Here is a 20,624-nt window from a genome sequence, read left to right as displayed (position 1 = left end):
AATTGATTTTTATTCGTAATAGCATCATTTTAAAATATTCTTAGCTTAGAGGGGCTTTGTTGCAGAAAGCTATTCTTAAGGGCTTCTTCAGCCATATAATTTTCAAATTAAGAAGCCTACACACAAAATCTACCGCACAACCAATTGGCCCGCATATAACCGAGCACTCATTAATCGCGGAAATATTGCCATTTGGTTTGATCCTACTACGCAATGGTATGCTCTATCAAAAGGCAAACAAGGACGAAATCAAACCTACTCCGACGCAGCCATCCAATTCAGCTTAATGATTAAATCCTTATTCCATCTGTCTTTACGTATGGTCACTGGCTTTGTGCAAAGTCTGATTAAACTTTGCGGATTAAATTGGACAGCGCCAGATTACAGTACGCTTTGTAGAAGACAAAAGTATATTGATATTGCAATCAGCTACCAAAAAAGTAGCTATGGGCTGCATCTACTCATGGACTCTACAGGCTTGAAGTTTCTAGGTGAGGGTGAATGGAAACGCAAAAAACATGGACCTGAATATCGTCGCCAATGGCGTAAGCTACATATTGCTATAGATGCTGAAACTCTTCAAATACGAGCTATTCAGCTCACAACCAATAATATCAGTGATTCACAGGTACTTGGTGATTTACAGATCAGATTCCACAAGATGAGCAGATTGACTCTGTTTATACCGATAAAACTTATGACACCAAGCAATGCCGTCAGGCCATTGCAGATCGGCAAGCGCATGCGGTGATTCCACCTAGAAAAAATGCGAAACCATGGAAAGATACAAAGAGCAGCTCGCTAGAGCGAAATGAATTACTTCAAACAGTTAATCGTTTAGGTAGGACTCTATGGAAAAAATGGTCAGGCTATCATCGCAGAAGTTTGGTTGAGACTAAAATGCAATGCATCAAATTATTAGGAGATAAACTAAGTGCAAGGAGCTTTGATAGCCAAGTCAATGAGGTTCATGCACGTGTAGCGGTCCTCAACAGATTTACGGAATTAGGTCGACCACTTACCCAAGTTACGCCTTAAATTTGGCTCAATTAGGGGCTCTTTGCCTTTCAAATCTTTGTGCAACAAAGCCATTTAGGATACAAACAAGGATACACAGAGCGTGTTCCCATATGAAGTTATATGACGTTAAACAAAGCAATAAAAAACCCTTAACTCTTTTAGAATTAAGGGTTCGGATCTTATATAAAGCTATATAAGTATAAAATTTGGTGGGCCCAGACAGACTTGAACTGTCGACCAACGGATTATGAGTCCGCTGCTCTAACCAACTGAGCTATAGGCCCTATAAATACTGATTTCTCAAGTATTTTCGAATCAGAATACTAGCCAATATCAAATTCAAAAACAAGGTTTTTCATTTTTTTATCTTCAGCTTGACCAAAATTTATTCATCGCAGTTTACAAATCACGTACGATCTTGATCATGTATAGAATTTCAGTCACAAATATGTGAAAAATTATGAATTTTTGGTAAGCGTCGAGGATGTAAAGTTTGCAGATAAAATCTAAATTTAGTAGTCAATTTTTCTATAATTTATTACTAAAGGGATTGAATTTTTTAAAATGAAGTAAGAAACTCTGCCATATAAAATTCAAATATCTCTGTGAATCATGAAAAAACACATTGCCGAAATGGCATTTAAACTTGCTGGTGTCAAATATCATGTTGAACCGAATGTTCTTGGTGATAAACAAGTCATTATCGGTTTTGAACATACCACGATGATGGATGCTGTACTCTCAATCGCACTGTTTCAAATCCATGATATCCCGATTCACACACTAATTAAAAAAGAACTATTCAAAGGACCTTTTAAGCCAATTCTAGAAGGGGTTGGTGGTATTCCAGTTGACCGTCACTCAAATAAAGATATCGTGGCGCAAATGGTTGAACTCTTCAACTCCAATGACAAATTTAATCTCGTGATTGCGCCTGAAGCGACTCGTGCGAAAAATGGTGAACAACGTAAACCGATCCGCACCGGTTTTTGGCATATCGCAAAAGCCGCAAACGTCCCTATCGTTTTCTTGTTTGTAAACCAAAAAACCAAACAAGGCGGAATTTTTGGCAAAATCATGCCATCAGAGTTGGATCATGATTTGAAATTGATTCAGGAACTTTATAAGGAACATACAGGTTTAGACATTATTATTCCTGAACCGAAGAATAAAGCCTGATCTTGATCAATTGCTAAAATAAGGGTCTTTATTAAAAAAAAGCCCTTATGGTAGAATTTCGCAGATTTGATTAGGCATAAGGCCAATCTACAAGGAGCATATTTCGCATGGCGGGTCATTCCAAGTGGGCCAATATTAAGCATCGTAAAGCTAAACAAGATGCTAGTCGTGGTAAAGTTTTCACAAAATATATTCGTGAAATTGTTACAGCTGCAAAACTCGGTGGTCCAGATGCAGCAAGCAACCCACGTCTTCGTGCAGTTGTTGAAAAAGCATTGTCCGTTAACATGACTCGTGATGTCATCAACCGTGCCATTCAGCGTGGTGCTGGTGGTGAAGACAATGATGATTTAAAAGAAGTCACATACGAAGGTTATGGTGTTGGTGGTGTAGCCGTTATTGTTGAGACAATGACTGATAACTTAAACCGTACCGTACCAGATGTTCGTCACTGCTTCTCTAAAACAGATGGTAACTTAGGTACTAACGGCTCTGTTGCTTTCCTTTTCACTAAACGTGGTGAAATTACTTTTGAAGATGTTTCTTTAGAAGACCAAATTATGGACGTTGCGTTGGAAGCTGGTGCAGAAGACATTGAAGTGACAGAAGATGAAATTCTTGTGATCACCACACCAGAGTCTTTTGGTACAGTGCAAGATGCTTTAGCGGCTGCAGGTTTAAAATCTGACAATGCAGAAGTGGTGATGAACCCTTCAACTAAAGCAGAAATCACAGATATCGATCAAGCGAAAAAAATCATGAAAATGATTGATATGCTTGAAGATTTAGATGATGTACAAAACGTATATACCAACGTTGAGTTCTCTGAAGAGGTTTTAGCGCAATTGGATGCTTAATCCATATTCAGAATTAAAAAAACGCACCTTCTGGTGCGTTTTTTTAATTGAAAGGCGTCTTTTTTTGCAAGCTTGAATTATGCTTTACTCAATAAACCATGACAGTTAAATACATCATATTCTTTAATGACAAAACTTGAATGCAATGCCACAACATGATCAATTTTACCAATTCGCTGTAACAAAATCTGGCTATAATTTTCCATATCACGAGCAACAACTTCTATAATAAAATCAGCAGATTGCCCTGTGACTAAAAAAGCATTGATCACTTCAGGAATACTTTTAAGTTCATCTAAAAATTTTGCAAAAGTATCTGAGTCATGCTTACTCAATGATACTTGTAACAACACATGTAAATTAAACCCCAATTTTTGATAGTTAATATCACGCTTTAAATTTGTCATGATATTGGTTTCGATGAGATGTTTAATACGACGGTGCACTGAACTTACAGACAGGTTAATACGCTCCGAAAGCTCGTTCAGATTCAAATCTTCATGCGTAAGAATTTCTAAAATTTGTTTATCGTAACGATCTAATTCCATCTTCTTCTCAATATTTTCATGACACAAAATGATTATGCGTTATTTTTTCAAAAATATCGATTCAAATGAAAATAAATTAACTAATTAGACAACATAACAGAAAATATGCTCTGTTATATCCCGCGCCAATCTACCCGCGCATTTCGTTCATTGGCATAAATACGTTTAACATATTGTCCTATCGGCAAATCAAGCAATTGATTTTGATATTCCACAAATTCAGATGAAACTGGCTGATGATATTCTCTTTCCCAAGGTGTACCAGAAATCTCGAGTAGTGGAGCAAGCATTGAACAAACGGCGATATCTGCCAAACCTAAACGATCTCCTACCAAATATCGAGATTGATTGTGAATCAATTGATCATTTAACTGCAAAATAATTTCATGCATGTTTTCTTTAGCAAGTGAAACTTGTTCATCATCGAGTTGATAGCTGGTTGAAACTAAAGTTTTAATAAGTGGCTTACTGATCTTTTGAAATTTTCTCAGATATCCTTTTTCACCAATCATGATTTCTAGCGGCTCATCACTTTCAGATAAAGCTTGAGCAAGCCCCCACCGCCTCACTGATACGCCCAATTGATTGCTCAGGTCATTAATTTCAATTGCTTTTTTTCTTAACTTTAAATCTGATCTGAGCAATGAATGCTCTGGATAGACATCATCCAAATACAGGGCAATTTGGGTTGAATCTGCAATCCACTTTTCTTTATCACGTAATATCGGCAGAGAGTTTTGACCTGTTTTTAATTTTGCGAATGCACGATGTACGCCCGGAATCATATTTTGAGCAACATAATCCAATTCCTTATGATCAAGTAACCAGCGAGCTTTTTCACAAAAGTGAGATAAAGGAAACTGGTAAAGGATGCGCATAAAATCTCCGAAGTCTTGATCAATCATAGGATTTATTGTTTTGCTTACTTTATGCAACCCTATGCCAAAACACAATGTGATAATGCATCAATTGCAACTTAAATTGTTATTTTTGGAAATATGAATCCGTTAAATTATAAATGTTTAGCAAATCTTTATCTTTTTTATTGCAAAGTCTAAATGAATTCAACGTGTTTAGAGCACTGAAATTTATTAAAATTCATTATTAATCAAAATTTTAAGTTTTCTAATATTTTTCAATCGATATCTATATTTGTCTTAAGCATTTTTTTTGAATAGTTCAACGAAAACCAGCATTTAAAAAAAATATTCTATGGGCGTAGCGTATATCTCCTCAAAGAGGAATTGATCTATGTCTCGTTTAATTACTGAAAATGTTCATGTTATTGAAAATGATCAAGATGCCATTCATGCAGCCTATCATGTTGCTGATTATGCGCTCGAAGGTCGCAATCAGCGTGACCAACAACGAGCTTTACCATTTGCAGAAATTGAATTATTCAGCCAAAAAGGTTTAGGAGGCTTACGCATCCCCCACGTATATGGCGGTGCTGAAGTATCTCATCGTACCCTTGCCCAAGTATTTCGTATTCTAAATAAAGCGGATTCAAGTTTAGGGCAAATTCCACAAAATCAAATTGCATTGCTCAATATGATCAACATCATGGGAAGCGATGAACAAAAGCAATTTATTTTCAACGAAATTTTAAAAGGTAAGCGTCTTGCCAATGGGGGGCCAGAACGACATACCAAAGATACCAAGACTTTAGACACACACCTTGTTTTGGAGGATGGGAAATATCGAGTTTCAGGAAAAAAATTCTATTCTACAGGCAGTTCATTTGCACATTGGTTAGCCATCAAAGCCATACACCCTGAAGGTCACGTGGTTTTAATTTTAGTGAACCGTGAATCCACTGGTATCGAAGTCATCAATGACTGGGATGGATTTGGTCAACGTACCACTTCAAGTGGCACAGTGATTTTAGACCATGTTGAAGTTGATCCATTACTGATTTTTGATGAAAGAAAATTATTGGACGTCCCTAATTTTAGAGGCGCGTTTTCACAGCTGATGCAAGTGGCTATCGATGTTGGTATTGCTGAAGCAGCATTTGAGGACATGTTGTTTGCGATCCGTAAAGCACGCCCAATTGTGGATGCACAAGTTGAGCGTGCCAGTGATGAGTATTTCACCTTACAAGAAGTTGGCAAAGCTAATGTTTTGTTAGATGCCGCCATTCTTTTGCTTGATGAAGCAGCTGATTATTTAGATTCACTCAATGTAGTTGAACAACTCTCTGATGAACAGATTGCTGAAGCTTCGATCAAAGTTGCTGAAGCTAAAGTCTATGCCAATGATGCTGCACTGCATATCTCAGAAAAGTTGATTGAGCTCGGGGGAAGTCGCGCCAGCCTCAATGTCCATAATTTTGATCAACACTGGCGAAATGCACGTGTACATACCCTTCATGATCCTATTCGCTGGAAACTTCACGCGCTGGGTTCGTATTACTTAAACCATACTTTTCCTGCACGTCATGCCTGGATTTAAGGAGTCATCATGTCATCTTTACAAGCTTTAGAGATCCAAGAATCAGGCAGTTATAGACCAGCGCATATTATTCGCTCTGATGAAGAAGCATTAAAAGTCGCACACGAACTTGCAGAAAAGTTTAAGTACCGTGCATCTGAACGAGATTTAAATCGTGAGCTTCCTCATGAAGAAATCGAAGCGTACAGTCAATCTGGCTTATGGGCCATTACAGTACCTCAACAATATGGCGGTGCCGATGTTTCTATTCATACACTGACAAAAATCATCGCATTAATGAGTGGTGTTGATGGCTCTATCGGACAAATTCCACAAAATCATTTCTATGCACTTGAAATTTTGAGGAATACTGGGTCTGAGGCTCAAAAAAGACGTTTATTTACTGAAGTTTTACAAGGTGCTCGCTTTGGAAATGCCTTGGCTGAGTTTAAAACTAAAAATGCAGCACAACGCCATACCTCTTTAAGACAAGTCGAAAATGGTTATGTCCTCAATGGAGAAAAATTTTATTGCACTGGCAGTCTATTCGCTCACCGTATTCCAACCCTTGCTAGTGATGAACAAGAGCGCCAGTTTCTAGTCTTTGTTCCATATGATAGCGAAGGCTTAAGCCTATTAGATGACTGGAGTGGATTTGGTCAACGTACCACAGGCAGTGGGACTGTTAAATTTGAAAATGTACAGATTGACCCAGAGGATATAGTCCCTTTTGATTTGGCTTATTCAACTGCCACCATTTCAGGTCCATTTGCACAAATTATTCATGCCTCAATTGAAACAGGCATTGCTCGAGCTGCTTTTGAAGAAACATTAATACGCGTTCGTCAAGCACGCCCTTGGATAGATGCAAAAGTTGAACATGCCACTCAAGACCCTTTGACACTATACGAAATTGGTCGAATTGCAACAGACGTCAAGGCCACCGAGTTACTACTAAAACAAGCAGCGCAAGCGGTTCAAGATGCCAAAGTCTCCCCTTCAGAACATTCAGTTGCACATGCTTCTATTCAAGTGGCTAAAGCACGTGCACACAGTACCGAGACTGCACTAAAAGTCTCGTCAAAACTGATTGAACTGGCTGGTAGTCGTGGAAGTCAACGACAAGATAATCTTGACCGATACTGGAGAAACGCACGTGTTCATACCTTGCATGATCCAGCGCGTTGGAAATATTTCTTCATAGCCAATTATGTTTTAAACGGCGTATTCCCCCCAAGACGAGGTACGCTGTAATGACAAAAATTCAATCGAAACCTCAAAAACAGATCCTGTTCAATGCATTTGATATGAATTGTGTAGGTCATATCAACCATGGGCTTTGGACACACCCACGTGATCAATCCTACCGATTTAATGAATTAAGTTATTGGACAGAACTTGCTCAAACTTTAGAGGAAGGTCTTTTCGATGGATTATTCATTGCCGATATTACTGGCGTTTACGATGTCTATCAAAATGGCATTGATCTAACCTTGAAAGAATCAATTCAACTGCCGAGCCATGATCCAAGCACGCTGGTGTCTGCAATGGCAGCCGTCACACAGCATTTGGGTTTCGGTATTACAGTGAACTTAAGTTATGAATCTCCTTATCAATTTGCTCGTCGCTTCGCGAGTCTGGATCATCTGACCCAAGGACGTTTGGGATGGAATATCGTCACAGGCTATTTGGATAGCGCAGCGCGATTGGTCGGTCAGCAAGGACTGAAAGATCATGATTTACGTTATGAACAAGCTGAAGAATTTTTAGAACTCTGCTACAAATTTTGGGAAGGCTCTTGGGAAAATGATGCTGTCATCCAAGATAAGCTCAATCGCATTTTTACCGATCCGACTAAAGTACATACGATCCACCATCAAGGACAGTTGTATAACAGTCACGGCGTCTTCCAAGTCTCGCCTTCAGTGCAACGTACACCTGTGCTATATCAAGCGGGAACATCACCTAAAGGACTACAGTTTGCCACTCGGCATGCAGAAGCCATGTTTATTGGTGGAGATACCGCTGAAAAAATTGCGTCTCAAACACAAAAGATTCGCCAATTAACACAATCACAAGGTCGTCACGGTACAGCTATTAAATTATTTGCCGGCATCACTGTCGTCACTGCTGAAACAGATCAACAAGCGCAAGAAAAACTGCAGGAATATATTCGATATGCAAGTCCTGAAGCTGGCATTGCGCATTTCTCAAGCTCAATCGGAACAGACTTAGGTCATCTAAAAGATGAGGATGCTATTCCATATAAAAAAACCAATAGCATCGTTTCTGTAAATGAGCGCTTTAAGGAAAACAAAGTCACTTTGGCAGATTTAAAAGCTCAGCATGTACTCGGTGGACGTTATCCCTTATTTGTTGGCAGTGGAGCAACAGTTGCTCAACAGCTAATCGAATTCATTGATATTTCTGGATTAGATGGTTTTAACCTTGCCCGTACAGTCGCTCCAGAGTCACATCAAGATTTTATTCGTTATGTCATTCCTGAACTACAACATCGCGGTCGCTATAAGACCGCCTATGCTGAGGGTAGCTTAAGGCACAAGCTATTCAATGCGGGAGATCATTTACCACATTCACATCCTGCACATCATTTCCGATGTCCAAGTTCAAACCAAGATACACAACAATCAAATTTAAATTCTATACACCAACATTCTGCTTAAGTTTTTAATCTTTAGGGGTCTTTCTATGGCACAAGCTCAGTCTTCTCGACTTAAATGGATCGGCGTTGCAATCGCCATTATTGTGATTGCAGCATTTGCATGGTCCTTTTTGAAAAAAAATGATCAACAAGAAATTGTCATTGGTATTAGCCCACCTTTTGCAAAACCACTTCAAGCCGCAATTGAAGAAGCAAAGGCTCAAGGCATTCATGTACGTTTGGTAGAATTTTCAGATTGGAATACACCCAACATCACCCTAAATCATGGGGATATTGATGCAAATTATTTTCAGCATCAACCTTTCTTGAATAATGCGTTAAAAGAAACCAACTTTAAGCTCAAACCCTTGGGCATCGGCTCAGGAACACATGTCGGTTTATATTCAAAAAAATATAAAGCGATTAGTGAAGTTGAAAATGGCGCTCGAGTTGTACTGCCAAATGATCCTGTGAATCAGGGTCGCGCCCTACTCCTCTTACAACACGCTGGATTAATACAACTTAAGGATTCCAACAACCACTTATCCAACTTGAAAGATATTAAATCCAATCCAAAAAAATTGAACTTTATTGAAGTCGAAGGCCCGCAAACTGCGCGTGCCGTAGATGATGCAGACCTCGTATTTAGCTATCCAATGTACCTACGCTTAGCGCAAACGATTGATCCAAATGATGCCTTAATTTTGGATGAAATTAACAACACGCTTTATGCCATCTTATTTGTTGTTCGCGATGACTTTGAACAAACTCAGCCTGAAAAAGCAGCTCAACTGAAAAAATTTATCCAAATTTATCAAAGCTCAGACAAAGTTAAACAAGCATTGAATGAGGATATTGGTGAAAAACTATGGTTCAAAGGCTGGAAATAAGGAGTGTTCATGTCTACTTCAACTCAATCATCTAAATTCATCAAAATTGCAGTCATCATCGTCGCAGTACTGGCGGCCTTAGTGGGATATCGTTATATCAGTCAAAACTCAAATGATAAAGTGATTAAAATCGGCATTAGCCCACCCTATGCTGAATTATTGCAAAGTGTCGCTGAGGATGTAAAAGCACAAGGAATCCATCTCGAGTTGATTGAGTTTTCAGACTGGCAAGCACCCAATGTTGCTGTGCAAAATGGTGATATTGACGCTAATTTCTTTCAACAAAGTGTTTTTCTCGCGAATGCAGTGCGTGAAACAGGCTATGACCTTGTGCCTTTTGCGAAAGGTTCAGGCAGTCATGTCGGACTTTATTCAAAAAAATATCAATCCCTACAGGAAATACCTGATCAAGCGAAAGTAGTCGTACCGAATGATCCAGTTAACATGGCACGTGGTTTAAATTTGCTGGCTCGTGCAGGCTTAATTCAAGTCAAAGATATTAATAATGAGCTCACCAGCACCCGAGACATTATCAGTAATCCTAAAAAACTCAAGATTATTGAAGTTGAAGGCCCGCAAACCGCGCATGCTTACAATGAAGCTGACTTAATTATGGGTTTTCCTCATTATTTGAAAATGGCAAAAGTTGCTGATCCTACTTCTGCACTGTTATTAGATCCGATTAATAAAAAATTTGCGATTTTGTTTGTAACGCGTCGAGATTATCAAGATCAGGATGACAAATTAAAAACTGTGGTTGAAACCTTCCAAAACTCTGCAAAAGTCCGTCAGATTCTAGACAAAGACTTTGGACAAGGTTTGTGGTTTGAAGGCTGGAAATAAGGAGAATGATCATGGTGAGTTTTGGTTCACACATTGAATTTGCAGTACCCCATATTACAATTCGTCATTTAAATAAGTATTACGATGTACAAGGAAAACAAGTTCACGCACTCAAAAACATTAATTTGGATATTCCCGAAGGAAAAATTTTCGGCATTATCGGCAAAAGTGGTGCGGGCAAATCTTCATTGATTCGCACCTTAAATGGGTTAGAAACTATTTCTGATGGTAGTATTCATATACATCAACATGATCTAGGGCAGCTTAATCACAATGAATTAATCGCCCTACGCCAGCGTATTGGCATGATTTTTCAGCATTTTAATTTACTATCTGCCAAAACAGTTTGGGAAAATGTCGCGCTTCCATTGAAAATCGCAAAAGTGCCTGCTGCTGAGATTCAAACTCGTGTGGATGAGGTTTTAAATCTAGTAGGTTTAGCTGAAAAGCATCATCACTATCCATCACAATTATCGGGTGGGCAAAAACAACGAGTTGGGATTGCCCGCGCATTGGTCAGTAAACCTGAAATACTATTGTGCGATGAAGCAACATCGGCACTTGATCCAGAAAGCACATCTGTTGTTCTATCTTTACTGAAGGAAATTAATCAAAAATTAGGACTCACCATCGTTCTCATTACACATGAAATGCAGGTAATTCGTGAAATTTGCGATCAAGTGGTGGTTATTGATCAAGGTGAAATCGTTGAATCAGGGCAAGTTTGGTCAGTCTTCTCTCGTCCCCAGCAGAAAATCACGCAAGAACTCCTCAATTTGGAACAGCTTGATTTGCCATTCCAGTTACATCAAGAGCGAGCTACACATTTAACGCATACCATTTTGAAAATCAGCTATGCAACTGATTTGAAAAATCCTCCCAACTTAAATGATGTACTTTCTAAAATTGCACTGCCTGTGCATTTATATCAAAGCCATGTAGACACCATTCAACATCATTTGGTTGGCTCACTCATCGTAGGTATTCCTCAATTAGATATTGATGTGCATACGCTCCATCAGCAATTCCACCATAAAACATCACAAATCGAGGTGCTTGGCTATGCACAACCAGCTCATTGATCTTTTAATTACAGGCACTATTGATACTTTATTAATGGTCGGTATTTCTGCATTTTTAGCACTTCTCATTGGCTTGCCTATGGCCGTGATCCTCGTCAATACCTCAGAAAATGGGATTTATCCGTCAAAAAAAATTAATCATGCCTTGGGTTGGGTGGTGAATATTACGCGCTCTATTCCCTTCCTAATTTTGATGGTGGCGCTCATTCCCTTCACTCGACTGATTGTGGGGACCAGTTATGGGGTATGGGCTGCGGTTGTACCTTTAACTATTGCGGCTACACCTTTTTTCGCACGTATTGCGGAAGTCAGTCTACGAGAAGTTGATCATGGACTCATAGAAGCTGCACAAGCCATGGGCTGTAATCGCAAACAAATTATTTGGCATGTGCTTTTACCAGAAGCACTGCCTGGTATTGTTGCAGGTTTTACTGTCACGCTTGTAACCATGATCAATTCCTCTGCGATTGCGGGTGCTATTGGTGCGGGTGGTTTAGGTGACATCGCCTATCGATATGGCTACCAACGCTTCGATATGCAAATTATGTTGGCGGTGATCATTGTATTAGTCGTATTGGTCATGCTGATTCAAGCTTTGGGTGATCAATTGGCACATAGTTTGGACAAACGTAAAATCTAATTCACACTATTCAATTGAGTCTCATCTGTCTTTTCGAGAAACATCCAAGCCATGACCTGACTTTGTCATGGCTTTGATGTAAAATCACCGACAATTTTTAAATAACACTGTGTGAGTCTTTTCATGGGTTTTAATTGCGGTATTGTCGGCTTGCCGAACGTTGGTAAATCTACACTTTTCAATGCATTGACGAAAGCTGCTATTGCTGCAGAAAACTTCCCATTCTGTACCATTGAACCAAACACCGGCATCGTTCCTGTTCCAGATCCACGTTTAGATAAATTAACTGCTATTGTTAAACCTCAACGTGTTATTCCAACCACAATGGAATTTGTAGACATCGCAGGTTTAGTTGCTGGTGCTTCTAAAGGTGAAGGTTTAGGGAACCAATTCTTAGCCAACATTCGTGAAACTGATGCAATTGCACACGTAGTACGTTGTTTTGAAGACGAAAATGTTATTCACGTGAACGGCAAAATTGACCCACTTGATGACATTGCAACTATTAACACTGAGCTTGCTTTAGCAGATTTAGAAACAGTATCAAAAGCGGTTACACGTTTAGCAAAGTCTGCGAAAGGTGGTGATAAAGAAGCCGTTGCAACAAAAGCTGTACTAGAAAAAATTCAGCCATTACTTGATGAAGGTCGCCCTGCTCGCGCAGCTGATCTTGATGACGACGAGCGCAAATTAGTTCGTGGCTTTGGTTTATTAACCCTTAAACCAACAATGTATATTGCTAACGTTGCTGAAGATGGTTTTGAAAACAATCCGCACCTTGATGCTGTTAAAAAATTAGCGGCAGAAGAAAATGCCATTGTAGTTCCGCTTTGCAACCAAATCGAAGCTGAAATTTCTTTGCTTGAAGATGATGAACGTGCTGAATTCTTAGAAGCGATGGGCATGGAAGAACCAGGTCTTAACGTGGTTATTCGTGCAGGTTATGGCTTACTTGGCCTACAGACTTATTTCACTGCAGGCGTTCAAGAAGTCCGTGCTTGGACTGTAAAAATTGGTGCGACCGCTCCTCAAGCTGCTGGTGTGATTCACACTGATTTTGAGAAAGGCTTTATTCGTGCAGAATGCATTGCCTATGACGATTTTGTTCAATACAACGGCGAAGCTGGCGCTAAAGAAGCTGGAAAATGGCGTCTTGAAGGTAAAACTTATGTCGTTCAAGATGGTGATGTTTTACATTTCCGTTTCAACGTTTAAGTCATTAAAAAAACAGCCGAAAGGCTGTTTTTTTTTTGCAAAGATTATTTAAAAGATTGAGATCATGGATTTTGAGTTGAAGTACTCGAGTGATTTACGTGTTTATGGTCCATGTCATAGCGTAATTGTTTAGCTCGAACCAATACTTTCTCTTCCAGTTTCTTACGTAAACCAATAAGAAATATAAATTCTGCTACCACAAATAAAGGACCTATAGCGAGTCCAACAAGATCATCCACAAAAGCTGGTTTTTTCTTTTCATAATAGTGCCCAATAAATTGAATAATCCATCCCACAATAAAAAATCCAGCACTTACCAATACCCAAGAGGATGTCGCTAAAGCTGCTACTTGTGTGGCTGGCTGATAAATTAAAGCAAATAGCACTGCCATCACTACCCCAAAAATGAGATCCAAACTCAAGTAATAAATCACCGATGCGACGATCAATAACATTGCAAGATCAATGGGATATCCTGCAACTGTAAATTGCGCTTTGGCTGCAAAACACAAGATCGAAAATACAATCAAGGGAATTCCAATAAAATGTGAAAATACGTTTTTACGATCTAGGTGATAAGCTGCATATTGTCCAAGCAAGCTCTCTAAACGAGTCATGTTATCATTCCTTTTTCTGACTATTTCCTTCACTATATATAAATGTAAACCAATAAGTTGTCGACTAGACGACAAATAAACAGCATAAAAGGGATAATTTTGCTTTCAAATCAATACGTTTATCTTTTAAAAAATAATTGGTGGTTTAGTCAGTTTGATCATGAACTACAACAGCTGATGCTCGAACATGCACAGCTCATTGAATATGGCAAAGAGCAACTGATATTTTCTAAAGCTGATCAATTTGATGGCATTTATGCCGTGATTGATGGTGCTGTTCGTTTAGCACATATTGACGTAGAAGGTCGCGAGGCGGTGACAGTTATCGCAGATCCCATAATGTGGTTTGGTGAAATTTCATTGATTGATCAACAGCCCCGCTCTCATCATGCGATTACCAGTAAAAAATCAAAAATCCTCAAAATAAGTCGTGTCGGACTTGATCTAATTTTAGAACAATATCCAAAATTTTGGTTTTATCTGGCCCAATTGGTCAGTCATAAACTCCGTTATGCTTTCATGGAGTTAGTCTCTATTCAAACACAACCCCTTATTCAACGCTTAGCCCAGAGATTAATCTTTATCTTAAATGGATACGGTAATCTCAAAGAAATTGAAAAAAACACCATCAACCTATCTCAAGAACAATTGGCACAAATGTTGGTCTGCTCAAGACAGACCATTAATCAAGAACTACAACATTTAGAAAAAATTGGCGCAATTAAAATTGCATTTAAAAAAATTGAGGTGATTAATCTCAATCAACTTAAAGCTTTAGCCGATCAAACTTAATCGACTAAAGATGATGTGCTTCAGTAAAACCTGGATTAATCATTGTATTGGGGTGGCTAGGGTCACTTAAAATAATTTTGTATACGCCTTGGTGTTTCCTAATTCTGGTTGCTCAATTGCAGTTTTGCACTGCGCTTTATCGCGTTCATAATTGGCTTGACGCTGTGCGAGCTGGCCCTCATTTTCCACGATTGCACGTGCCCAAGCATCTATGGTTGTTAGCGCTTTACGACAAAGCGCATATTTCCCTTCAGTCACTGAGTCGGTCATTTTGACATTAATACGCCAATCCAACACCAATTGACGCACAGGCTCGCGTACTTGTGATGGTATAAGCGCTTTATTGGCCTGATATAGAATAGGATCAACCTGATTAATCAATTGCCAAGCATGATTTGCATGTTCAGTTGCATCATTGGTCAACTTCGGTGCTTCTTTAATTTCAACCTTTTCATCGGCAGTTTCTGCCTGACCACCACAACCGGACAAAGTGAAGATGAGGAATGTAGTCAATGCAGCTAATTTAAAGGGAGATTGAATCGCAAACATGACATCGCTCTAATAAACTATTCGGCATTATGCTAGTAAATTCGGGTAGAATACTCAATCTCGTTTTATACCTTTTGTTCCAATCTCCAATTAGGTTTATCGTGACCCAATCAAGCTCCCCACACATGACACCGGCAGGTTTTTGGCAAGGTGCCAAAGACAGTCAAGCCATCATTTTCACCTATTTGCCTGTTTCATTCGCGTTTGGTGTATCGGCAACTCAATTTGGATTTACGGCGTGGGAAGCATTATTTTTATCCTGTTCGATGTATGCAGGTGCCAGTCAATTTTTGGTGGTTGCCTTACTCGGCAGTGGCACTTCTATCTGGATGACAGCCTTAACTGTAATAGCACTTGATATTCGACATTTGTTATATGGCCCTGCTTTACAAAACTTAATTCAAGATAAACTCAATCTGAAAAAAACAGCAATTTGGTCATGGGGCTTGACCGACGAAGTCTTTGCATCAGGCATGATTAAACTTTCGCAACGCCGTCAAGAATGGTCTGAATCTTGGATGTTAGGTCTGAGTCTGTTTAGCTGGTTGTCTTGGGCACTTGGATCTTTTCTCGGAGGCTTATTTGCAGATCAAGTCAGTCATCTCCCCCAATTTTTGCAAGCAGCGCTCGACTTTCTATTACCTGCACTTTTCTTGAGCTTTTTATTGGCTGCATTTGAGAAAAAACATACCTTTGTCGTGACCATCACCATTATTGTTTCTGCTATTTCGTGTTACTTTATCGATTTATCCGCAGCGATATTCATTGGCATAAGCTCTGGTATTTTGGCTGGTTTGTTTAAACATTATGTACTGAAGCAACATGATCCTTTGCACACAGGTGAACAATCATGAATCTAGAAATTATTTGTGTCGGTATTCTAGTCGGCATCGCGAATTTCGCCTCACGCTTTGGTCCTTTTTTTGTGATTCAGAAACTACAACAAGGTCGCCAGAAACGCGGTGCTCTTTGGCTTAAAATCGCCCTTGGATCAATCGGTATTGCAGCAATCAGTTCAATGCTCGTGGTCGCGACTTTACCGCCGCTCTTAGAAACACCCAATAAGAGCGTTGCCATGTTAATTGGTTTTATTGTGCTCTCGGGTTTATATTTCAAATTTAAACAGATTGTACCTGCAACACTCACAGCGGCACTCACATACGGTTTGGTGTATACCTATTTCCCACTTTAAAATATTTCTCGCGTATTATTCATTCAGATTCTAAATTTATAAGCCTGATCCTCGGATAAGGCTTATAAATTTTTATCAATAAAAAAATTAAACGATATCAAAATAATTTCTTGCTTTTTCTTGTATTCATCGCGCTCAAGAGGTTTTAGTTCTGATATGCTAAAAGTCCATAATATCAAGCACGGATGAATCAAATGCTTATTACACTCGGTACTCCACTTCAATCTTCAGCGTTTAAAGTTCTATTATTGGGTTCAGGTGAGTTGGGTAAAGAGGTGGTAATATCATTACAACGATTAGGTGTAGAAGTACATGCAGCAGATCGCTATGACAATGCACCTGCCATGCAAGTTGCTCATCATTCCTACACTTTGAATATGGCGGACCCAAAAGAATTAAAAAAACTGATTGAACAAGTTCAACCTCATTTAATTGTTCCTGAGATTGAAGCCATTGCCACTGAAGTCTTAGTGGAAATCGAAGATGCTAAAACTGCCGTAGTTATTCCCTCTGCGAAAGCCGTGAATCTCACCATGAATCGTGAAGGAATTCGTCGCCTCGCAGCTGAGGAACTAGGGCTACCAACCTCGGCTTATCGTTTTGCCAATAGTTTGGAATCATTCCGTGCAGCATGTGATGATATTGGCTATCCAAATTTTGTAAAACCTGTGATGTCATCATCGGGTAAAGGACAATCACGCGTAAAATCTTTTGATGAAGTCGACGCTGCTTGGGAATATGCTCAAACAGGTGGTCGTGTCAATCAAGGTACTGTCATCGTAGAATCGCAAATTGATTTTGATTTCGAAATTACATTACTCACAGTACGCGCAAAAAATCCTGAAACAGGAGAAATCGAAACGCACTTCTGCGATCCTATTGGACACCGTCAAGATGCAGGTGACTATGTAGAAAGCTGGCAACCTCAACCTATGAGCACAGCTGCCCTTGATGAAGCAAAACGTATTGCCAATAAAGTCACAGTAGCGCTCGGCGGTTGCGGTATTTTTGGTGTGGAATTATTCGTTAAAGGTGATCAAGTTTGGTTCAGTGAAGTTTCTCCTCGTCCACATGACACTGGATTAGTCACACTTGCATCTCAATATCAAAGTGAATTTGAACTTCATGCCCGTGCGATTTTAGGTCTTCCAGTGAACACGCAACGTCACAGTGTTGCTGCAAGCGCTGTGATCTATGCAGGTGTTGATGATACGAATTTGTCATTTTCTGGCGTAAATCTTGCTATGCAAAACCCTAATGTCGATTTACGTCTTTTTGGTAAACCTGAAGGTTTTAAACGTCGCCGTATGGGGGTCGCAACTGCACGTGCTGAAACAACTGACATTGCACGCGAATTAGCGACTGAAGCAGCTTCAAAAGTAATTGTAAATCAAAACAAATAATTCAATAGGTAGGCCATCATTTCATGATCAATACGTCTCCATTAGCAAACTATGTTTCGAGTAATCACGACATCAAGGCAATTAATCAATGGCGCTCAGATGTTGAAAATCAATTACAACATGAGTTTGAAAATGGTAAGGCGATACGTGAGATCATCCTCACTCGATCTAACCTGATTGATGAGGCACTTAAATTCCTTTGGCAACATGCTGAGTTAGATCAAACCGATCTGGGCTTGTTCGCTGTAGGAGGTTATGGTCGTCGTGAAATGATGCCCTACTCTGATGTCGACATTCTGATCCTTTCAGAAGATGATCTTACACAAGAACAAGAAAATGCCATTACCATTTTTATTTCCTCTCTATGGGATGTTGGAAATTTTAAACCTGGCGTAAGTGTAAGAACCATTCAACAGTGCTTTGAACAGGCCATGAATGACTTAACGGTAGCAACATCTCTCATTGAGTCTCGTTTAATTATTGGCAATGAACACTTAGCGAAATGGCCTCGTCGTGTTGTTTCACAAACTTGGACGGATAAAACCTTCTTTGATGCCAAGATGGAAGAACAAGCCAAACGCTACGCTCAGCACAACAACACTGAAAGTAATTTAGAACCTGATATCAAAAATGCACCGGGCGGCATTCGAGACATTAACCAAATTGGTTGGATTGCAAAACGGCATTTCCGAGTAAATCGTATATACGATCTTGTACATTTAGGTTTCATTTCTGAGTTTGAACTTGGGGTGCTCGAAGATGCTGAGAATTTTCTCTGGGAAATTCGTCATCATTTACACCGCTTAACTAAGCGTGATGAAAACCGACTATTGTTTGATTACCAACGCGATATCGCAGCAAAATTTGGTTACCACAAAGTCGAAGGTGAACATATCAATTATCCAATTGAACAGTTCATGAAACGCTACTATCGAGCAGCTCAGCAGGTTTCAACCCTGAATGAAATGCTACTCGCCTATTTTAATGAATCAGTCATCACTCCTCGCTTACCCAACTATGAGCGTAAAATTGAAGAAGTGAATGAAAACTTCAAATTGGTGGATGGTAAACTCGCAGTTCAACACCATAAAATTTTTGCAGAGAAGCCTACAGCCATCCTTGAGATTTTCTATATCCTAGCAAATCGCCCTGATATTGATGGTATTCGAGCTCGTACACTTCGATTGCTTACTTTAGCTGCAAAACGCATTGATCAAGCGTATAGAGACAATCCAGTTAATCAAGCCTTGTTTATGGCGATCATCCGATCACCAAATAACTTATATGAAACATTGCTTGCGATGAAACGTTATGGTGTACTCGGCAACTATATTCCTGCATTTGGACAAATCATGGGCCTTATGCAATACGATTTATTCCATATCTATACTGTAGATGCACATACGCTCCTACTCTTACGAAATTTAAATCGTTTTAAAGCGCCAGAATTTGCTAAAGATTTTCCTGTCGTAAGTTCGGTATTCCAGCGTCTGGTGCGCCGAGACATCGTATTCCTCGCTGCTTTGTTCCATGATATCGCCAAAGGCCGTGGTGGAGACCATAGTGAATTGGGCGCGGTTGATGCCATTGAGTTCTGTAGCAAGCACGGTTTTACTGAGCGTGAGTGTAATCTTGTTGCGTGGTTGATCCAAAATCATCTATTGATGTCGATGACTGCGCAGAAAAAAGATATTTCTGATCCAGATGTTGTAAAAGATTTTGCCGAGAAGCTAGGTGATATGGAACACTTAGACTATCTGTATACGCTTACAGTGGCTGACATTAACGCAACCAATCCTAAGCTTTGGAACACATGGCGAGCATCGCTCATGCGTCAGTTATATACCAATGCTCGTGACGTTATTCGTAGTGGTTTGGGACGTCCTGTCGATTACCAAATGCTGATCGAAGATACCAAATTTGCAGCAAGTGAATTACTTGTCAATGATTATGCTTTAGAAGCTGTTGAAAAAGTTTGGCAAGAACTTGGTGACGAATACTTCCTCAAAGAAACTGCAGATGAAGTCGCATGGCATACACGTGCAATCCTAGATCATGGTGATAATTCAGCACCATTGGTGATGATGCGCGCGCACCGTAAATCAGCGCAAGATGCTGTGCAGATTTTTATTTACACTCAAGATCAACCTAATCTTTTTGCCACCACTGTTGCAGTTCTAGATCGTATGAATCTAGATGTACAAGATGCACGCATTATTACAGCAACTAAATCCTTTAGCTTAGACACCTACGTGGTGCTTGATCGTTTTGGCACATTAGTGACAGATCCAGAACGTGAAAATACGGTAAAAGAATCATTGGTGCACGCATTAACAGATTCACAAAATTATCCAGGTTTAATGCAACGCCGTATTCCACGCCAACTTCGTCATTTTGATATCGAAAACACAATTGATATTACGTTGAACGAGGCGCTACAGCAAAATATGGTCGAGATCTCTACCCTCGATCAGCCTGGATTACTTGCCCGTATCGGTGGCTTATTTATGATGCAAGGTCTCGATATCCATTCCGCGAAAATCGCCACCTTGGGTGAGCGCGCAGAAGATATTTTCTTTGTAACCAAAAAGAATGGCGAACCTATGAATTTAACTGAAGCTCAGGCTTTTGCTGAACAATTAAAAGCAGCATTAGATGAGGCTTCAAATCAGGTCTGTAATCATCATTAAAATTTAGATTTA

Annotated in this window: 19 protein-coding genes, 1 tRNA gene and 1 pseudogene; 16 read left to right on the top strand and 5 right to left on the bottom strand. The window is 39.6% G+C overall.

Annotation, left to right across the window (positions count from 1 at the left end; genetic code table 11):
• Positions 1 to 106: 106 nt before the first annotated feature.
• Positions 107 to 1,038, top strand: a pseudogene (locus AC1M9A_RS02225) (IS5 family transposase).
• A 189-nt stretch (positions 1,039 to 1,227) separates the two neighbouring features.
• Here the strand turns inward: AC1M9A_RS02225 and AC1M9A_RS02220 are convergent.
• A tRNA-Ile gene (locus AC1M9A_RS02220) sits at positions 1,228 to 1,304 on the bottom strand.
• A gap of 328 nt (positions 1,305 to 1,632) precedes the next feature.
• Here AC1M9A_RS02220 and AC1M9A_RS02215 point away from each other — a divergent pair.
• Together AC1M9A_RS02215 and AC1M9A_RS02210 are read left to right on the top strand one after the other, a co-directional pair.
• Entirely contained in the window at positions 1,633 to 2,199 is a 567-nt protein-coding gene (locus AC1M9A_RS02215) for a 1-acyl-sn-glycerol-3-phosphate acyltransferase (protein WP_171076734.1), read from the top strand.
• 107 nt (positions 2,200 to 2,306) lie between these two features.
• A complete protein-coding gene (locus tag AC1M9A_RS02210; RefSeq protein ID WP_035264495.1) occupies positions 2,307 to 3,056 on the top strand; it encodes a YebC/PmpR family DNA-binding transcriptional regulator in 750 nt (249 codons plus the stop codon).
• A 77-nt stretch (positions 3,057 to 3,133) separates the two neighbouring features.
• On the opposite strand, the gene AC1M9A_RS02205 is transcribed toward AC1M9A_RS02210, so the two are convergent.
• Both AC1M9A_RS02205 and AC1M9A_RS02200 read right to left on the bottom strand, forming a co-directional pair.
• Positions 3,134 to 3,604 (bottom strand): Lrp/AsnC family transcriptional regulator, encoded by a 471-nt coding sequence (locus AC1M9A_RS02205; RefSeq protein ID WP_035264497.1) that lies wholly within the window; start codon positions 3,602 to 3,604, stop codon positions 3,134 to 3,136.
• A 113-nt stretch (positions 3,605 to 3,717) separates the two neighbouring features.
• Positions 3,718 to 4,482, bottom strand: coding sequence for a glutathione S-transferase family protein (locus AC1M9A_RS02200; RefSeq protein WP_481587043.1), 765 nt, complete (start codon positions 4,480 to 4,482; stop codon positions 3,718 to 3,720).
• A gap of 373 nt (positions 4,483 to 4,855) precedes the next feature.
• On the opposite strand from AC1M9A_RS02200, the gene AC1M9A_RS02195 reads away from it, so the two are divergent.
• The 8 genes from AC1M9A_RS02195 to ychF all read left to right on the top strand — a co-directional run bounded on the left by AC1M9A_RS02195 (position 4,856) and on the right by ychF (position 13,369).
• A complete protein-coding gene (locus AC1M9A_RS02195; protein ID WP_481608421.1) occupies positions 4,856 to 6,058 on the top strand; it encodes an SfnB family sulfur acquisition oxidoreductase in 1,203 nt (400 codons plus the stop codon).
• A 9-nt stretch (positions 6,059 to 6,067) separates the two neighbouring features.
• A complete protein-coding gene (locus AC1M9A_RS02190; protein WP_481587041.1) occupies positions 6,068 to 7,291 on the top strand; it encodes an SfnB family sulfur acquisition oxidoreductase in 1,224 nt (407 codons plus the stop codon).
• The gene (locus tag AC1M9A_RS02185; RefSeq protein WP_481609521.1) at positions 7,291 to 8,721 is read left to right on the top strand and encodes an LLM class flavin-dependent oxidoreductase; all 1,431 of its coding nucleotides are present in this window, start codon (positions 7,291 to 7,293) and stop codon (positions 8,719 to 8,721) included. The genes AC1M9A_RS02190 and AC1M9A_RS02185 overlap by 1 nt, the downstream gene beginning before the upstream one ends.
• A 25-nt stretch (positions 8,722 to 8,746) precedes the next feature.
• Positions 8,747 to 9,589 carry a MetQ/NlpA family ABC transporter substrate-binding protein gene (locus AC1M9A_RS02180; RefSeq protein WP_481591138.1) on the top strand — a complete coding sequence of 281 codons (843 nt, stop codon included), beginning with the start codon at positions 8,747 to 8,749 and terminating at the stop codon, positions 9,587 to 9,589.
• A 9-nt stretch (positions 9,590 to 9,598) separates the two neighbouring features.
• Positions 9,599 to 10,432 carry a MetQ/NlpA family ABC transporter substrate-binding protein gene (locus tag AC1M9A_RS02175; RefSeq protein ID WP_481591139.1) on the top strand — a complete coding sequence of 278 codons (834 nt, stop codon included), beginning with the start codon at positions 9,599 to 9,601 and terminating at the stop codon, positions 10,430 to 10,432.
• Positions 10,433 to 10,443: 11 nt separating this feature from the next.
• Positions 10,444 to 11,514, top strand: coding sequence for a methionine ABC transporter ATP-binding protein (locus AC1M9A_RS02170; protein WP_481609520.1), 1,071 nt, complete (start codon positions 10,444 to 10,446; stop codon positions 11,512 to 11,514).
• Positions 11,495 to 12,154, top strand: coding sequence for a methionine ABC transporter permease (locus AC1M9A_RS02165; protein WP_092766235.1), 660 nt, complete (start codon positions 11,495 to 11,497; stop codon positions 12,152 to 12,154). Before AC1M9A_RS02170 ends, AC1M9A_RS02165 begins: the two co-directional genes overlap by 20 nt.
• 123 nt (positions 12,155 to 12,277) lie before the next feature.
• Complete coding sequence (gene ychF, locus AC1M9A_RS02160; protein WP_035264512.1) at positions 12,278 to 13,369, top strand: redox-regulated ATPase YchF; 1,092 nt, start codon at positions 12,278 to 12,280, stop codon at positions 13,367 to 13,369.
• Between the two features lie 62 nt (positions 13,370 to 13,431).
• Here the strand turns inward: ychF and AC1M9A_RS02155 are convergent, their stop codons facing one another.
• Positions 13,432 to 13,986 (bottom strand): Mpo1 family 2-hydroxy fatty acid dioxygenase, encoded by a 555-nt coding sequence (locus AC1M9A_RS02155; protein ID WP_035264513.1) that lies wholly within the window; start codon positions 13,984 to 13,986, stop codon positions 13,432 to 13,434.
• Between the two features lie 99 nt (positions 13,987 to 14,085).
• On the opposite strand from AC1M9A_RS02155, the gene AC1M9A_RS02150 reads away from it, so the two are divergent.
• Positions 14,086 to 14,778 (top strand): Crp/Fnr family transcriptional regulator, encoded by a 693-nt coding sequence (locus AC1M9A_RS02150; protein ID WP_481594330.1) that lies wholly within the window; start codon positions 14,086 to 14,088, stop codon positions 14,776 to 14,778.
• A 66-nt stretch (positions 14,779 to 14,844) separates the two neighbouring features.
• Here AC1M9A_RS02150 and AC1M9A_RS02145 read toward each other — a convergent pair whose 3' ends face one another.
• A complete protein-coding gene (locus tag AC1M9A_RS02145) occupies positions 14,845 to 15,327 on the bottom strand; it encodes a hypothetical protein (RefSeq protein WP_481609519.1) in 483 nt (160 codons plus the stop codon).
• A 125-nt stretch (positions 15,328 to 15,452) separates the two neighbouring features.
• Between AC1M9A_RS02145 and AC1M9A_RS02140 the strand changes: the two genes are divergently transcribed.
• The 4 genes from AC1M9A_RS02140 to glnD all read left to right on the top strand — a co-directional run bounded on the left by AC1M9A_RS02140 (position 15,453) and on the right by glnD (position 20,612).
• On the top strand, positions 15,453 to 16,181 hold the full coding sequence (locus AC1M9A_RS02140; protein WP_180027874.1) for an AzlC family ABC transporter permease: 729 nt from the start codon (positions 15,453 to 15,455) through the stop codon (positions 16,179 to 16,181).
• The gene (ygaH, locus tag AC1M9A_RS02135; RefSeq protein WP_179998205.1) at positions 16,178 to 16,519 is read left to right on the top strand and encodes an L-valine transporter subunit YgaH; all 342 of its coding nucleotides are present in this window, start codon (positions 16,178 to 16,180) and stop codon (positions 16,517 to 16,519) included. Before AC1M9A_RS02140 ends, ygaH begins: the two co-directional genes overlap by 4 nt.
• Positions 16,520 to 16,704: 185 nt before the next feature.
• Positions 16,705 to 17,922 carry a formate-dependent phosphoribosylglycinamide formyltransferase gene (gene purT, locus AC1M9A_RS02130; RefSeq protein WP_481591144.1) on the top strand — a complete coding sequence of 406 codons (1,218 nt, stop codon included), beginning with the start codon at positions 16,705 to 16,707 and terminating at the stop codon, positions 17,920 to 17,922.
• Between the two features lie 23 nt (positions 17,923 to 17,945).
• Complete coding sequence (glnD, locus tag AC1M9A_RS02125; RefSeq protein ID WP_481591145.1) at positions 17,946 to 20,612, top strand: [protein-PII] uridylyltransferase; 2,667 nt, start codon at positions 17,946 to 17,948, stop codon at positions 20,610 to 20,612.
• Positions 20,613 to 20,624 lie beyond the last annotated feature (12 nt).

The sequence above is a fragment of the Acinetobacter sp. ANC_7634 genome, assembly GCF_056779875.1.
The sequence above is the reverse complement of the archived record's forward strand: the minus strand, read 5'-3'. Positions and strand labels throughout refer to the sequence as shown.

What these genes read in the sequence shown, in the direction of transcription:
- AC1M9A_RS02215 (WP_171076734.1), top strand. Translation starts at nt 1,633, where the DNA reads ATGAAAAAACACATTGCCGAAATGGCATTTAAACTTGCTGGTGTCAAA.
- AC1M9A_RS02210 (WP_035264495.1), top strand. Translation starts at nt 2,307, where the DNA reads ATGGCGGGTCATTCCAAGTGGGCCAATATTAAGCATCGTAAAGCTAAA.
- AC1M9A_RS02205 (WP_035264497.1), bottom strand. Translation starts at nt 3,604, where the DNA reads ATGGAATTAGATCGTTACGATAAACAAATTTTAGAAATTCTTACGCAT.
- AC1M9A_RS02200 (WP_481587043.1), bottom strand. Translation starts at nt 4,482, where the DNA reads ATGCGCATCCTTTACCAGTTTCCTTTATCTCACTTTTGTGAAAAAGCT.
- AC1M9A_RS02195 (WP_481608421.1), top strand. Translation starts at nt 4,856, where the DNA reads ATGTCTCGTTTAATTACTGAAAATGTTCATGTTATTGAAAATGATCAA.
- AC1M9A_RS02190 (WP_481587041.1), top strand. Translation starts at nt 6,068, where the DNA reads ATGTCATCTTTACAAGCTTTAGAGATCCAAGAATCAGGCAGTTATAGA.
- AC1M9A_RS02185 (WP_481609521.1), top strand. Translation starts at nt 7,291, where the DNA reads ATGACAAAAATTCAATCGAAACCTCAAAAACAGATCCTGTTCAATGCA.
- AC1M9A_RS02180 (WP_481591138.1), top strand. Translation starts at nt 8,747, where the DNA reads ATGGCACAAGCTCAGTCTTCTCGACTTAAATGGATCGGCGTTGCAATC.
- AC1M9A_RS02175 (WP_481591139.1), top strand. Translation starts at nt 9,599, where the DNA reads ATGTCTACTTCAACTCAATCATCTAAATTCATCAAAATTGCAGTCATC.
- AC1M9A_RS02170 (WP_481609520.1), top strand. Translation starts at nt 10,444, where the DNA reads ATGGTGAGTTTTGGTTCACACATTGAATTTGCAGTACCCCATATTACA.
- AC1M9A_RS02165 (WP_092766235.1), top strand. Translation starts at nt 11,495, where the DNA reads ATGCACAACCAGCTCATTGATCTTTTAATTACAGGCACTATTGATACT.
- ychF (WP_035264512.1), top strand. Translation starts at nt 12,278, where the DNA reads ATGGGTTTTAATTGCGGTATTGTCGGCTTGCCGAACGTTGGTAAATCT.
- AC1M9A_RS02155 (WP_035264513.1), bottom strand. Translation starts at nt 13,986, where the DNA reads ATGACTCGTTTAGAGAGCTTGCTTGGACAATATGCAGCTTATCACCTA.
- AC1M9A_RS02145 (WP_481609519.1), bottom strand. Translation starts at nt 15,327, where the DNA reads ATGTTTGCGATTCAATCTCCCTTTAAATTAGCTGCATTGACTACATTC.
- AC1M9A_RS02140 (WP_180027874.1), top strand. Translation starts at nt 15,453, where the DNA reads ATGACACCGGCAGGTTTTTGGCAAGGTGCCAAAGACAGTCAAGCCATC.
- ygaH (WP_179998205.1), top strand. Translation starts at nt 16,178, where the DNA reads ATGAATCTAGAAATTATTTGTGTCGGTATTCTAGTCGGCATCGCGAAT.
- purT (WP_481591144.1), top strand. Translation starts at nt 16,705, where the DNA reads ATGAATCAAATGCTTATTACACTCGGTACTCCACTTCAATCTTCAGCG.
- glnD (WP_481591145.1), top strand. Translation starts at nt 17,946, where the DNA reads ATGATCAATACGTCTCCATTAGCAAACTATGTTTCGAGTAATCACGAC.